The sequence below is a fragment of the Arthrobacter zhaoguopingii genome, from assembly GCF_009828605.1.
In the GTDB taxonomy this organism is placed as follows: Bacteria; Actinomycetota; Actinomycetes; order Actinomycetales; family Micrococcaceae; genus Arthrobacter_D; species Arthrobacter_D zhaoguopingii.
In genome coordinates, this window is sequence record NZ_WIAE01000005.1 from 320,693 (window position 1) to 333,933 (window position 13,241).

At 68.4% G+C, this 13,241-nt stretch carries 12 protein-coding genes; 8 read left to right on the forward strand and 4 right to left on the reverse strand.

Going from position 1 to position 13,241, the window contains the following annotated elements:
* Nucleotides 1–22 precede the first annotated feature (22 nt).
* From GVV77_RS09030 to GVV77_RS09045, 4 genes are all read right to left on the reverse strand, one after another.
* The gene (locus GVV77_RS09030) at nt 23–1,600 is read right to left on the reverse strand and encodes a phenylacetate--CoA ligase family protein (RefSeq protein WP_159617773.1); all 1,578 of its coding nucleotides are present in this window, start codon (nt 1,598–1,600) and stop codon (nt 23–25) included.
* Nucleotides 1,597–2,637 (reverse strand): nitroreductase family protein, encoded by a 1,041-nt coding sequence (locus tag GVV77_RS09035; protein ID WP_159617774.1) that lies wholly within the window; start codon nt 2,635–2,637, stop codon nt 1,597–1,599. Before GVV77_RS09035 ends, GVV77_RS09030 begins: the two co-directional genes overlap by 4 nt.
* A gap of 302 nt (nt 2,638–2,939) precedes the next feature.
* The gene (gene gabT / locus GVV77_RS09040) at nt 2,940–4,307 is read right to left on the reverse strand and encodes a 4-aminobutyrate--2-oxoglutarate transaminase (RefSeq protein WP_159617775.1); all 1,368 of its coding nucleotides are present in this window, start codon (nt 4,305–4,307) and stop codon (nt 2,940–2,942) included.
* A 10-nt stretch (nt 4,308–4,317) separates the two neighbouring features.
* Nucleotides 4,318–5,757 (reverse strand): aminobutyraldehyde dehydrogenase, encoded by a 1,440-nt coding sequence (locus GVV77_RS09045; RefSeq protein ID WP_201293201.1) that lies wholly within the window; start codon nt 5,755–5,757, stop codon nt 4,318–4,320.
* A 176-nt stretch (nt 5,758–5,933) separates the two neighbouring features.
* Between GVV77_RS09045 and GVV77_RS09050 the strand changes: the two genes are divergently transcribed.
* The 8 genes from GVV77_RS09050 to GVV77_RS09085 all read left to right on the forward strand — a co-directional run bounded on the left by GVV77_RS09050 (nt 5,934) and on the right by GVV77_RS09085 (nt 13,240).
* Nucleotides 5,934–7,364, forward strand: coding sequence for a PucR family transcriptional regulator (locus GVV77_RS09050; protein ID WP_159617776.1), 1,431 nt, complete (start codon nt 5,934–5,936; stop codon nt 7,362–7,364).
* A 144-nt stretch (nt 7,365–7,508) separates the two neighbouring features.
* Nucleotides 7,509–8,135: a hypothetical protein gene (locus GVV77_RS09055; RefSeq protein ID WP_159617777.1), complete on the forward strand. Its 627-nt coding sequence runs from the start codon at nt 7,509–7,511 to the stop codon at nt 8,133–8,135.
* Nucleotides 8,136–8,260: 125 nt separating this feature from the next.
* Nucleotides 8,261–9,409, forward strand: coding sequence for a PP2C family protein-serine/threonine phosphatase (locus tag GVV77_RS09060; RefSeq protein ID WP_159617778.1), 1,149 nt, complete (start codon nt 8,261–8,263; stop codon nt 9,407–9,409).
* Nucleotides 9,406–11,358 carry a glycosyltransferase family 2 protein gene (locus GVV77_RS09065; RefSeq protein WP_159617779.1) on the forward strand — a complete coding sequence of 651 codons (1,953 nt, stop codon included), beginning with the start codon at nt 9,406–9,408 and terminating at the stop codon, nt 11,356–11,358. Before GVV77_RS09060 ends, GVV77_RS09065 begins: the two co-directional genes overlap by 4 nt.
* Complete coding sequence (locus tag GVV77_RS09070) at nt 11,342–11,674, forward strand: STAS domain-containing protein (RefSeq protein WP_120167913.1); 333 nt, start codon at nt 11,342–11,344, stop codon at nt 11,672–11,674. The genes GVV77_RS09065 and GVV77_RS09070 overlap by 17 nt, the downstream gene beginning before the upstream one ends.
* The gene (locus GVV77_RS09075) at nt 11,667–12,095 is read left to right on the forward strand and encodes an ATP-binding protein (RefSeq protein WP_159617780.1); all 429 of its coding nucleotides are present in this window, start codon (nt 11,667–11,669) and stop codon (nt 12,093–12,095) included. Before GVV77_RS09070 ends, GVV77_RS09075 begins: the two co-directional genes overlap by 8 nt.
* Nucleotides 12,096–12,116: 21 nt before the next feature.
* Nucleotides 12,117–12,737, forward strand: coding sequence for a trimeric intracellular cation channel family protein (locus GVV77_RS09080; RefSeq protein WP_159617781.1), 621 nt, complete (start codon nt 12,117–12,119; stop codon nt 12,735–12,737).
* A gap of 77 nt (nt 12,738–12,814) precedes the next feature.
* A complete protein-coding gene (locus GVV77_RS09085; RefSeq protein WP_120167907.1) occupies nt 12,815–13,240 on the forward strand; it encodes a hypothetical protein in 426 nt (141 codons plus the stop codon).
* Nucleotide 13,241 lies beyond the last annotated feature (1 nt).

Sequence of the window (13,241 nt, forward strand, 5' to 3'; positions counted from 1 at the left end):
GGCGTGCGTGGCCGCGCTGCGGTCAGGGCTGCGCGGCGTAGGAGAAGTCGAGGTCCCACTCCCCGACGTCGTCCGCGTCCAGCTGCCAGACGTACTCGTTCTTGAGCTTCCGTCCGTCGTCCGTGAAGGGACCGGTCCGGTAGGGATAGAAGGCGATGGTCGGCAGGGTGGAAACGGGGGCAGTTCGGATGGCGTTGTTGAAATCCCCGTTCATCCGGCGCAGCTCGGCGAGCACATGCGGGCGGTACCGCTCGACGTCCAGGGCCCCGGACTCGCTGGCGTGCCGGGTCAGCTGCAGTGCGACGTGCAGCTGGCGGTTGCCCGCCGCGTCCTCGTAGCTGATCAGGCGGTGGTTCTCGACGGCGTCGAGCAGCGCCGGCTCGTTGTAGATGACGTCCCGCAGCGCATCGGGAGCCACGACGGCGCCGTTGAAGTCCACCGACAGATCGGAGCGGCCGTAGTGGAACAGCAGCGGCAGGTCCAGCAGCTGCTCACGCAGGACACCCTCGAGGCCGTACTCGCGCAGGATCGGCTTCAGCTCGCGCACCCGCATCACATGGCCGCGGTCGTGGATGTTGTAGCGGATCCGGGGGTTGATGTTCTCCCGGCGCACGATCGTCACCAGCAGTTCGCCGGCGTCGTTGGTCTCGATCAGGTAGCCGTAGGGATTGAACTGGAAGATCATCGGCAGCACGCCGTACTCTTCCTGCCTGGTGATGCGCGCCGCAAGCTCCGGGTTCCGGTCGACGGCCTGGCGCAGGGCCACCGAAAAGTCGGTTTCGATGGCCAGGTTGATCTCCAGGTCGGAGGCGCCGTAGGAGCCGAACGTACCGTGCGTGTAGCGGTTGATGTGGGCGCGCATGTTCTCACTGATGCCCTCGCCGCCGAACGCCGCGACGATATCGTACTCCTGCCAGGGCAGCCGGGGGTCCTCGAACAGGGCCTTCAGGAAGGGCGGGTAGCTCAGGATGATGTAGGTGAATCCTGTGCCGAACTCCCGCATGGTGGCAATGATCTTGTCCTTGTCAGGGCCGATCGACTTGATCATGGTGACCTCGGTCAGGGACGAGGAGACATTCATGCCGGTGGCCCAGGCCCCCAGGGAAAATGCGTTGAGGACGAACGGCTGCTTGTCCAGCGCGGCGGCGGTCCGGGCGAAGCCCAGCTGGAGCAGCTGGCGGGTGGCCTCGCGCTCGTCCGGACCCCGGACCCAGCTGGTGGGAACACCGGAGCTTCCCGAGGATTCGTCGACCACCACGCCGCGGCGGGGCAGTTTCCCGCCCAGGCAGCGGTCCTCGGTGGTCCAGGGCCGGATGTAGCTGTCCTTGTCCATTTCCGGGATCCGCGCGAACTCGTCGGAGACCCTGCCGTTGCCCGGCAGGCGGCCCGGAAAGTCCTGCTTCTCCAGGAACTGCCGGTAGGCGGGAACCCGTCGTGCCGCCAGCTCGAAGGTCCGCCACGCGCGCCACCGCCCGAGCGTCCAGCGGAAGGACTCGATGCCGGGGAGCAGGAGCAGCTTGTGCGTGGAGACCCGGGGCATGAACAGCCGGACGAACCGCTCGTGGACGGCGAGGAAGGCGAAGATCAACAGCTTTTTCATGGGTGCAGCTCCTGGCCCGAGGGAAGAATCATTGCGGATGCGGCGCGGCGGTGCGCCACCGGCGGGCGGGCGCTGTGGCCGAAGCGGAAGAGCATCCAGGCCATCCGTCCGTCGGACTCGTTGACGCCGGCGGCCTTCACGAACTCGGCGTGCGAGCGGGGATTGGTGATCACTGTGCCGAAGGGGTGCAGGTAGATATTGCGGCGGGTGAAACCCAGCCACACCCGCATGAACGTACGGCCGGCCTCCACATAGTCGGCCGGCCCGTCGAAGGGTCCCTCCAGCCAGCCCAGCTGGCGCACCCCGCGCATGGTGTTCAGATAGATCCTGCGGATGAGAGCGCCGACCACCGGCGCATCCCACAGCCCCCGGTTCCGCATGGCGAACCGCAGCACCGGTCCGGGCATCAGCATCGTTTCCGCGCTCAGGCCGTCCCCGCGCTCCTTCGCCTCGTCGCGCGAGAAACGGAGCCAGGTGAGGATCTCCCGGTGCACGGCATCGTTGCGCAGGTCGTCGAACAGCGTGGCCTGATTGACGTGGACGAGGGCCCGGACGAGCGCGGGATCGCTGGAGCTGCGGAACACCTGCCCGTGCCGCCGGGCGGTGTCCTCGGCGTCCGCGACGGCAGCGGGCGACACCAGGGTGTTGTCGTAGGGCCGGCGGGAGGTCTGCCGGGCCAGGAACGCCTCGTAGTCGGCAAGGTCGTCGGCATGGGGAGTCCGGGGCACCAGGGTGACCTCACCGAGAAGGTGCAGCCGGTCCTGCGCCCCGAAGTCCATCTCACGGTGCTGAAGGTCCTCCCGGACCTCATATCCGCGGGCCTGCGCGCAGACCCGGAGCGACTCAAGGAAAACGCCTGCGCAGACGTAGCCGAAGGGAATTCCATAAGCTTCCGCGGGCAGCCCTAGATCCAGATCATAATAAAAAGCCGCCTGCGTTGAGCTGCGCAGCCGGATTTTTATCGGCTGCGAATTGTGCGGTGACGGATATCGGTGGGCGTCCTCAAGAATGGCCCCCCACGCCTCGGATTCCAACATGCCCTCACCCTAGTGTGGCCCGCGGCTTTCCGGGGAGGATTTGCGGGGGCAGTTTTAGGCCGGTGGTGACAGGAGTGACGGCGATTCAATTTTCTGCCCGTCCCCCGCCCGCCGATACCGCAGCTCACCACGTAATTCCGCCCTCGTGGCGGGGTTAACTGCACATTCGACGAGGGGTTATCGCACCGCCTCCGCCGAAAACGCAGATCACCACGCTATCCCGGAGGAAGAACGTGGTGATCTGCGGAGTCGCGGAGGCGCCGGCCCCGCGGATTTGGCTGTGGACGGCGCCGTGCGCCGGTTTAGACGGCGGCGCGGATGGCCCCTTCGAGGACGTCCAGGCCGTCGCGCAGCAGTTCATCGCCGATGACCAGCGGCGGCAACAGCCGGATTACGTTGCCGTAGGTGCCGCAGGTCAGGATGATGACCCCTTCCTTGAGGCACGCCGCCGCGATGGCCTTGGTGGCCTCCGGGTTGGGCGTGGTGGTCCCCGGCTTGACGAACTCGATGGCGAGCATCGCGCCGCGGCCGCGGACCTCGCCGATGATGCCGGCCTCGCCGAGCTCCTCCTGCAGCGCGGTGAAGCGCGGCACGACGATGCCCTCGATGGCGCGGGCGCGCCCGGCCAGGTTCTGTTCCTTCATGGTGCCGATCGCAGCGAGGGCCGCCGCGCACGCGACGGGGTTGCCGCCGTAGGTGCCGCCGAGGCCGCCGGGGTGGACGGCGTCGAGCAGGTCGGCCCGGCCGGTGATCGCCGACAGCGGCATCCCGCCCGCGATGCCCTTGGCCATGGTGATGATGTCGGGCACGACGCCCTCGTGGTTCACGGCGAACCACTCGCCGGTGCGGCAGAACCCGGACTGGACCTCGTCGGCGATGAAGACGACGCCGTTGTCCTTGGCCCAGGCCGCGAGCGCCGGCAGGAACCCCTCGGCGGGAACGATGAAGCCGCCCTCGCCCTGGATCGGTTCAATGATGATCGCAGCCACGGCGTCGCCGCCCAGCTGCTTTTCAATCATGGTGATGGCGCGCTTCGCCGCCTCGGCACCGCTGATCGAGGGGTTTTCCTCGCGGTACGGGTAGCTCATCGGCATCCGGTACACCTCGGGGGCGAACGGACCGAAATTGGTCTTGTACGGCATCGACTTCGCGGTGAGCGCCATCGTGAGGTTGGTGCGCCCGTGGTAGGCGTGGTCGAACGCGACGACGGCGTTGCGGCCGGTGGCAAGGCGCGCCACCTTGACCGCGTTCTCCACGGCTTCGGCACCGGAGTTGAACAGCACGGTGCGCTTCTCGAAGTCGCCGGGGGTCAGCTCGGCGAGCTGCTCGGCGACCGCAATGTACCCCTCGTACGGGGTGACCATGAAGCAGGTGTGGGTGAAGTGCCCCACCTGCTCCTGCACGGCCTGCACGACGGCCGGATCGGAGGCGCCGACGCTGGTGACGGCGATTCCCGAGCCAAGGTCGATGAACGAGTTGCCGTCGACGTCGCGGAGGATGCCGCCGTCGGCGTCCGCGGCGTAGACCGGCACGCCGGAGGCCACCCCCTTGGCGACGACGGCGCCGCGGCGGGCGTCGAGGGCAGCGGACTGCGGGCCGGGGAAGGGGCCCGTCAGCTGCCGCTTCTGCTCCAGACGGAAGGTCGGCTGAACTGCTGGAAGTGTTGTCATGGTGTCCCTCCTAGGCATCCAGCACGGTCATCACGTGCTTGATGCGGGTGTAGTCTTCGACGCCGTACATCGAGAGGTCCTTGCCGTAGCCGGAGCTCTTGAAGCCTCCGTGCGGCATCTCGGCGGTAAGCATGATGTGCGTGTTGATCCACACGGCCCCGAAGTCGAGGTCGCGGGAGGTCCGCATCGCGGTTCCGTGGTCGGTGGTCCACACGCTGGAGGCCAGGGCGTACTCGACGTCGTTGGCCATCTCAATGGCTTCGGCCTCGGTGAGGAACTTCTGCACCGTGATGATCGGACCGAAGGTTTCCTTCTGGACGATGTCATCCTCCTGCTTCGCGCCGGTAATGATGGTGGGCTCGAAGAAGTACCCCTTGTCGCCGGCGCGCTTGCCACCGGTGGCGACGGAGCAGTGTGCCGGCAGGGCGTCCATGACGGCGTTGACGGCGTTGAAGTGGTTGATGTTGTTCAGCGGTCCGAAGTAGTTCTCGCTGTCGTCCTGGCTGCCGGTCTTGAGCGTCTTGGTGTGCTCGACCATTGCGGCCACGAGTTCGTCGTGGGCCGCTTCCTGGACCAGGACGCGCGTGATGGCGGTGCAGTCCTGCCCGGCGTTGAAGAAGGCGAATTCGGCAATGGCCGCCGCGGACTTCTTCAGGTCGGCGTCGGCGAAGACGATGGCCGGCGCCTTGCCGCCCAGTTCAAGGTGTGCGCGCTTGAGGCCCTTGGCCGCACCGGTGGCCACTGCGATGCCCGCCCGGACGGAGCCTGTGATCGAGACCAGGCCCGGGATCTTGTGCTCGACCATGGCCGCGCCGGTTTCCCCGTTGCCGAGGACGACGTTCAGCACGCCGGCCGGCAGGATGTCCTGGGTCAGCCGGGCGAGGACGAGGGTGGACTCCGGGGTGGTGTCGCTGGGCTTGAGGACGACGGTGTTGCCGGCGGCCAGGGCCGGCCCGATCTTCCAGACGGCCATGAGCAGGGGGTAGTTCCAGGGCGCGACCTGGGCGACGACGCCGATCGGCTCGCGGCGGACGTAGGAGGTGTGCCCCTCCAGGTATTCGCCGGCTGACTTGCCTTCGAGCAGGCGGGCCGCTCCGGCGAAGAAGCGCAGCTGGTCGGCTCCGGCGGAGACCTCCTCGGCGGCGATCATTTCGCGCACCTGGCCGGTGTTGCGGTGCTGGGCCTCGACGAGTTCCTCGCTGTTCGCCTCGAGGGCGTCGGCGAGGCGAAGCAGCATCAGCTGCCGCTGGCTTGGCGGGACGTGCTTCCACGAGGTGAAGGCCTGCTTGGCGGCGGCCATGGCGGCGTCGATGTCGGAGGCGACGGAGACCGGCGCCTTGGCCACCAGTTCACCGTTGGTCGGGTTGACGATGTCGAGCAGCTCGGTGCCGGCGGCGTCGACGAATTCGCCGTTGATGTAGTTCTGCAGGGTCTGGACCACAGCGTTCATCCCTTTCATTGCGGGGTTGGGCCGCCGCCGGTGCGGCCGAAATTGCCGGCGTTGCGGATCGGGCGCCAAATTTATGCTGACCCTATCCGTCGGAGCTCACGGTTCACTAGGTACTCTTGCACAGGATCCCCCAGGTTCCTCCATGCAGGCGCACAACCCAATCCTAGGACAGTTTCATGGCAATCTCCCTTGCAGATCTGCTGGCCGTCTCCAGCCTCCGCCTTATCCCCGCCGGCGGCGCCACTGCGTCGGACACACCGATCGGCTGGGTCGCGGTGACCGAACTCGAGGATCCGCTGCCGTTTCTCAGCGGCGGCGAAGTGGTCCTGACCACGGGGGTGCGGCAGACGACTCCCGCCGCGCAGCGCCGATTCGTGCGCCGGGTCTCCGAGGCCGGAGGCCTCGCCGTCGGCTTTGGGGTGGGCCTGTCCCATCAGCGCATCCCGCCGGCCCTGCTCGAGGAGGCACATCGGGTGGAGCTGCCGGTCTTCGAGGTCCCCTACGAAACGCCCTTCATCGCCATTGGCAAGATCGTTGCCGATTCCCACTCCGCAGACCATTATTCGCGGCTCGAGGACCTCCTCAGGGGCCACCAGGTGCTCGCTGCGGCCCTGCTGGGTGGCGGCGGGCTGTCCCGCCTGCTCGAGGAACTGGCGGGCATGCTCGGCACGGATGTGGCCCTCTTCCAGTACGGCACACGCATCGCGGGCGGGCGGGCACCGGCCGGCACGGAGCCCGCCGGAACGGACCGGAGCTGGCACCGGGTTCCGGTGGCGACCGGGCTTAAGGACCGGTGCACCCTGGTCATCGCCGAACCGTACGCCTCGGCTGCGATCGTCGACTATGCCCAGAGCCTGATCAGCGTGGAACTGAGCAACCAGGCCCGCCGCCGGGCGGGCGAACGGGTCACCGCCGGACAGCTCCTGCAGGACATCGTGCGCGGCGCACTCGCCGGGCCCGACGCCGTCGCCCGCCTGGGCAGCACCGGCCTGGACTGCGCCGGCCGGCACGTGGTGGTGGCCGTCGAGGTCGCGTCGGGGCAGCGTAAAGCCCTGCGGACCCTGCCGCTGCCCGAGGACTGCGCCGGCGTCCTCACGGCCCTGCTCGATGACCGGCTGCTCGTTTTGGCCCCCGAACCGGACGGCGCCGGACTGGGGGCCCGGCTGGGCGCCTACCTCCACGCGGCCGGGTTCACGGCGCGGGTGGGCATCGGCGGCGCCTACGCCCAGCCCAACGGGCTGCGGTGGAGCTACTTCGAGGCCCGGGAGTCCCTGACCAGGGGCGGGCCGGTCAACCCGCCGAACCGGCTCAGCCTCACCTCGCTGCTGCTCTCCAGCGAGGACGTTCCCCTTGCCGATCTCGCCGCCGAGGCCCTGTCTCCGCTGGTTGACTTCGACGCAAAACACAGCGGTGGGCTGATCACCACCCTCGAAAGGTACCTGGCGCTCAACGGGTCGGTGGCCGCCGTCGCCGACGCCCTCCAGTTGCACCGCAATACCGTGCGGTACCGCCTTCAGCAGATCGCGGACCTGACCGGTTATGACCCGGCGGTCACCGCCGATCGGGTGCACCTCTACCTCGCCCTCAATGTGCGGGCACTGCGGTAGCCAAGCGCAGGAAAAGCGCAGGTTCGTAAGGATTGGCCGAGTAAGTCCACAGCTTTACCGCAATCCGCGGACTGACAGGGGAAGAGGCGAATACCGTCGATGGAAGAGCCGGCGCTGGGCCGGCTCACCCGAAGTGAGGTATTCGTGAACGTTGTACAGAAGATTGCCGCTGCCGGTCTCACCGGCATGCTCGCACTGACCCTCGGAGCGGGAGCTGCAAGTGCGGCTCCGTCCGCCACGGCGAAAGCCAACCCCGTCGCCGCCGCCGCCAAGGCCAAGCCTGCCGGAACCTCCAACTCCTCCGTCGCCAAGGCCAACCCGGTTGCTGCAACAGCCAAGGCCAAGGCTCCGGTTGCCGCTGCCAAGACCCTCGCCGCCGCCAAGGCACCTGGGGCCGCCAAGGCCAACCCCGTCGCCGCCGCCGCCAAGGCCAAGGCGCCTGGAACGTCGAACTCCGAGGCGGCCCACCTGCACTCCAAGGGCTACCAGAAGAACATCGACAAGCCGAAGCCTCCGGTAGTGGTCGTGCCGCCGGCACCCGAGCCGGAGCCCGCTCCCGAGCCGGCACCGGAGCCCGCACCCGCCCCCGAGCCCGCACCCGCCCCCGAGCCGGCACCGGAGCCCGCACCCGCCCCCGAGCCGGCACCGGAGCCCGCACCCGCCCCCGAGCCCGCACCCGCCCCCGAGCCCGCACCCGCACCCGCCCCCGAGCCCGCACCCGCCCCCGAGCCCGCACCCGCACCCGAGCCCGCACCCGAGCCCGCCGCCTAGCCAGCTGCTGCTGGAATGAATGAGGGGCACCGGCGCCGACCGCCGTCTTGCCCCTCCTTCGCGCGACGACACGACGTACTGCACCGCTGCACGGCCAGCTCTGGCCGTAGCGTTTAATGAGGGACATGACTGACGCTCCGGATCGACGCCGTGCCCTGGTTGTAGAAGACGACGCCGATATCCGGAGCCTCCTGGTGCAGATCCTCACCATGCAGGGCTTCGACGTGACCGAGGCGGGGACCGCCAGGGATGGACTTCTGGCCGCTCGCCTGGGGGTCGACCTGATCACCCTGGACCTCAACCTGCCCGACGGCGACGGCATCGAAATCTGCAGGGAGGTGCGCACCTTCTCCGATGCCTACATCCTCATGATCACCGCCCGCACCGACGAGATCGAACGGCTGACGGGCCTCGAAACCGGAGCCGACGACTACATCTCCAAGCCGTTCAGCCCCCGCGAACTCGTTGCGCGCCTCAACTCGATCTTCCGCCGCCAGAACCGGCAGAGCGCCGTCGAGGAGGCCAACGCCACCGAGCGGCGCCGCGCGGCCGAAGTCCAGCAGAGCCTGCTGCCCCGTGATGCGCTCTCCCTCGACGACTACGACCTGGCCGGCCAGTTCCGTCCCTCCCGCAGCGTCGGCGGGGACTTCTACGACTGGTACCGGACCGCCGACGGGCTCCACCTCACCGTCGCCGACGCCATGGGCAAGGGCATGGGAGCGGCCCTGATCGCCGCCACCGTCCGAGCGGTCATGCGGTCGGTCTCCAACCAGTCGAACATCGATGCGGCGTTCAACGCCGCCGCCCGGGCCACCGAGCCGGACCTCGACAAGGCCGGATCCTTCGTGACCCTCTTCCACGCCCGGTTCAACACCTCCACCGGCATTGTCGACTACGTCGACGCCGGCCACGGCCTCGCACTTCACATCACCGCGGGAGGCGACTGCATCCGCCTCTCCCCCGGCGGTCCGCCCGTCGGGGCGTGGGCCGGGCAGACCTGGACACCGGGCCGGCTGGTCCTGGCCCCCGGAGACACCCTCGCCGTCATCAGCGACGGCCTGCTCGACGCCTACCCCACGATCGATGAGTTCACCGCAGCGATGGCCCGGGTGGTCCATTCGAGCGGGAGCGCCGCACAGGCCTGCGAGACGCTGCTCGGGCTCGCCGACGTGCCCGAGGTCGACGACGACGTCACCGTCGTCATCCTCCGCCGGAAGGCCACCGGCGCTACCGGTGAAGCCGAGAACCTCCGCGCGGCGGAGCGGGCCGGGTGAGGCACCTGCCCACCCGCCTCCTGGTGGTCCTGACCGTCCTGCTGGGCATCAACTATCTCGCATGGCGCTGGCTGGAATCCCTCAACTGGGACGCCTGGTGGATCGCGGTTCCCCTGGTGGCCGCGGAGACCTACAGCCTGATCGACGTCGGGCTGTTCGGGCTGACCGTGTGGAAGAAGAAGCAGCGCACGGCCCCGCCCGCCCCCGCCGATGCCACTGTCGACGTCTTCATCACCACCTACAACGAGCCTCCGGAGATGGTGCTGGAGACGGCACTCGCGGCGAAGGCCATCCGGCACCCGCACAGCACCTGGATCCTCGACGACGGAGGACGCGAGGAGGTGCGGGAGCTCGCGCGGCAGCATGGCCTCGGCTACCTCACGCGGGGCCCGGACTGGGCGGACCGGCCCCGGCACGCCAAGGCAGGCAACCTCAACAACGCACTCATGGAGACCCAGGGCGAGTTCCTGCTGATCCTCGACGCCGACCAGGTCCCCGATCCCGCGATCCTCGAGAAGACCCTCGGCTACTTCAACAACCGGCGGATGGCCCTGGTGCAGACCCCGCAGTACTTCGCGAATGTGCCCGACGATGACCCGCTGGGCAGCCAGGCCCCGCTGTTCTACGGACCGATCCAGCAGGGCAAGGACGGCTGGAACGCGGCCTTCTTCTGCGGATCCAATGCCGTCCTGCGGCGCGAGGCACTCATGCAGCTCGGCCTGGCCGGCTACGTCAAGGAGGTCGAGCAGGGCGTCACCAGGGCCCTGAAGGCCTCCCGGACCGCCCTGCGCCGGGCCCGCAGATCGCCCGAGGCGGCCGACCCCCTGGTCGCGGGGCTGCTCGACGACGTCGAGTCGGCAACGGAGCGTGCGCGGGCGGAACTGCGCGCGGGCGTGTCCCTCAGCGAGGTCACCTACCGGGTGCGCCGGACCGTCGACGAGGCCGTGCAGTCCCTGGTCGGCGCCGACTTCTCATCGCTCGAGGCCGACCTGGCCGACATTGCGGCCCTCGAACAGGGTACGGAAGGCGCCCTTCCTGACGGGGGCGAACTGGACGGCGCGATCGAACGCATGTCCCACCGCGACCTGTCCCCGCTGGCGGCCCTGGAGTCGGTCCAGGGGGTCCTCGACGCCCTCTCGATCGAGCGCTCCGCGGAGGCCCAGCCGATCATGCCGATGGCGACCATCTCCGTCACCGAGGACATGGCCACCTCCATGGGGATGCATGCGATGGGCTGGCAGAGCGTCTACCACCACGAAATACTCGCCACCGGCCTGGCCCCCGAGGACCTTTCGACAATGCTGACGCAGCGGCTGCGCTGGGCGCAGGGCACCATCCAGGTCCTGCTGCGGGAGAATCCGCTGGTCCGCCGCGGCCTGGGACTGGCGCAGCGCCTGATGTACTTCGCGACGATGTGGTCCTACCTCAGCGGCTTCGCGGCCGTCGTCTACTTCGCCGCCCCGGTCATCTACCTCACCCTCGGCGTGCTTCCGGTGACCGGGATCAGTTCCGAGTTCTTCCTCCGCTTCGTGCCGTTCATGGTGGTCAACCAGCTGCTGTTCGCGGTCACCGGCCGGGGCATCCCCACCTGGCGCGGCCAGCAGTACAGCCTGGCGCTGTTCCCGACCTGGATCCGGGCCTGCACGACGGCGGCCCGCAACGTGTGGTTCGGGCGCCCGCTGGGCTTCGCCGTCACCCCCAAGACCCGCCAGGAATCCGGACCCCGCTGGGACCTGATCCGGCCGCAGCTGATCGTGATGGCGCTGCTCGCCGCAGCACTTGTCGTCGGGGTGGTCCGGCTTGTGGCCGGGCTCAACGAGCCGATCGGGACCCTCGTCAACGTGGCCTGGGTGGCCTTCGACCTGCTGGTCCTCAGTGTGCTGATCAAGGCAGTAAAGTACAAGGGGTTCACCCCCGAAAAGAGGAGCGTAGATGCGGTTCAGCACTGAACAAAAGGACTCCTACACCGAGGTGTCCGGCACCGGGCGGCTCAATATGGTTGCGGCGCCGAAGCTGCGCGAGGTGGTCGGCGAGGTAGTCTCGGCGGGAAACAAGCGCATCGTGCTCAATATGCTGGCCACCGACTTCATCGACTCCTCGGGCCTGGGCGCCCTGATCGGCTGCCTGAAGATGGCCCGCCAGGCCGGCGGAGACCTCCGCATCGCCTGCGTGCAGCCCCAGGTGAAGATGGTCCTGGAGCTGACCAGCATGAACCGGGTCCTGACCCCGCATGCCACGGCCGAAGGCGCTTTCTCCAATGACTGAGGTGCTCGCGCAGCGCGCCTACCAGGCGCCCGCGACCCCCGAGGCGATCGACGAGCTCCACACCGAGCTCGACCGGATCTGGGAGATCGCCTCCTTCGTTCCCGAACTCGACCAGATGGCCTTCACCACCGCGGTGATCGAGTCCGCCTCGAACGTGGTGCAGCACGGCGTCGCGGTGCCCGGCGGCGAGCTCCGGCTGGCCGTCACCCTGACCGTCATGGCCTCGGTGCTGCAGGCCCGCATCTCGGAGATCGGTGCCGTGCCCTCGCCGAAGATGCCGTCGGCCTCCCTGCCGGACGACGACGAGGAGAGCGGCCGGGGCCTGGCCCTGATCGAGGCGCTGATGACCACGATCACCGTGGAACTGCGGGGCGAAACGAAGACCTGGGTGCTCTCGCGGGAGATCGAAACCCCGGCCTGACCCACCCCTGAAAAGGACTTCATGACCGCCGCGTCCCAGATCGCCCTGATCCTTGACCTGCTGGGCGTCTTCTTCTTCGCCGTCTCAGGCTCCCTGCTGGCTGCACGCAAGGGCTTCGACCTCGTGGGCTCCCTGCTGCTTGCCTCCCTCGCGGGCCTCGGCGGCGGCGTCGCGCGCGACGTCATCATCGACACCCCGCCGGCGGCATTCAGCAACCCGGCCTACCTCATTCCTCCCCTGCTGGCGACGGTGCTGGTCTACTTCACCGTGGCGGGGGTGGAACGGATCAAGCGGGTCGTGGTCATCTTCGACGCCGGCGGGCTTGCCCTGTTCTGCGTCACCGGGACCGTCAAGGCACTGGATTTCGGCCTCAACCCGGTTGCCGCCGTCCTGCTCGGGGTGACGACCGGGGTGGGTGGCGGCCTGCTGCGGGATGTGGTGGCCAATGAGGTGCCGCAGCTGTTCGACCCGCGCGACATCTACGCGCTCCCCGCCATGCTCGGCGCCGCCGTCGTGGCGCTTCTCGTCGGGGCCGGGTGGTTCAACCTGTTCACCGGCACCGCGGCCGCGTCCGTCGTCTTTGTGCTGCGCCTGCTGTCCTGGCGGTACGGGTGGCGGGCACCGCTCGCGGCGCGGACCTAGGCGGCAGCGGGCCGGTCACCGGGCCCCGCATTGGAGGATAGGATGGAGCCTTCCCCCAATCCCATCTGGAGTTTTTCGTGACCGAGCTGTTCCTGGACAAGTTCCGCGCCCTGGTTCCTGCCTACTTTGACGACCAGTGGGAAGAGGAGGACGGCCTCTCGCCGGCCGAGATCGACGAGCTGATGGAGGGGAAGGATTTCCAGCTGCCCCTGGCGCTGCGTGAGTTCTACCTCGCGGTCGGGGCGACCGAGGACATCATGGAGGCATTCCACTTTTTCTGGGACCCGGACGAGCTCGAGATCGAAGACGGCTTCCTGCTGTTCCTTGAGGACGAGGACGAGCAGTACACCTGGGGAATGCGCGCCGACCAGCTGTCGGTGCCCGACCCAATCATCTGGCGCCGCAACAATGCCCGCGGTGAGTGGCAGAGCGAAGAGGGAACGTTCAGCGAGTATGTCCTGGACCTGTTCGAGTGGGTGTTCGAAGACACCGACGAGGACTGAG

Coding starts and splice junctions, on each gene's coding strand:
- GVV77_RS09030 (WP_159617773.1), bottom strand. CDS start 1,600: ATGAAAAAGCTGTTGATCTTCGCCTTCCTCGCCGTCCACGAGCGGTTC.
- GVV77_RS09035 (WP_159617774.1), bottom strand. CDS start 2,637: ATGTTGGAATCCGAGGCGTGGGGGGCCATTCTTGAGGACGCCCACCGA.
- gabT (WP_159617775.1), bottom strand. CDS start 4,307: ATGACAACACTTCCAGCAGTTCAGCCGACCTTCCGTCTGGAGCAGAAG.
- GVV77_RS09045 (WP_201293201.1), bottom strand. CDS start 5,757: ATGAACGCTGTGGTCCAGACCCTGCAGAACTACATCAACGGCGAATTC.
- GVV77_RS09050 (WP_159617776.1), top strand. CDS start 5,934: ATGGCAATCTCCCTTGCAGATCTGCTGGCCGTCTCCAGCCTCCGCCTT.
- GVV77_RS09060 (WP_159617778.1), top strand. CDS start 8,261: ATGACTGACGCTCCGGATCGACGCCGTGCCCTGGTTGTAGAAGACGAC.
- GVV77_RS09070 (WP_120167913.1), top strand. CDS start 11,342: ATGCGGTTCAGCACTGAACAAAAGGACTCCTACACCGAGGTGTCCGGC.
- GVV77_RS09075 (WP_159617780.1), top strand. CDS start 11,667: ATGACTGAGGTGCTCGCGCAGCGCGCCTACCAGGCGCCCGCGACCCCC.
- GVV77_RS09080 (WP_159617781.1), top strand. CDS start 12,117: ATGACCGCCGCGTCCCAGATCGCCCTGATCCTTGACCTGCTGGGCGTC.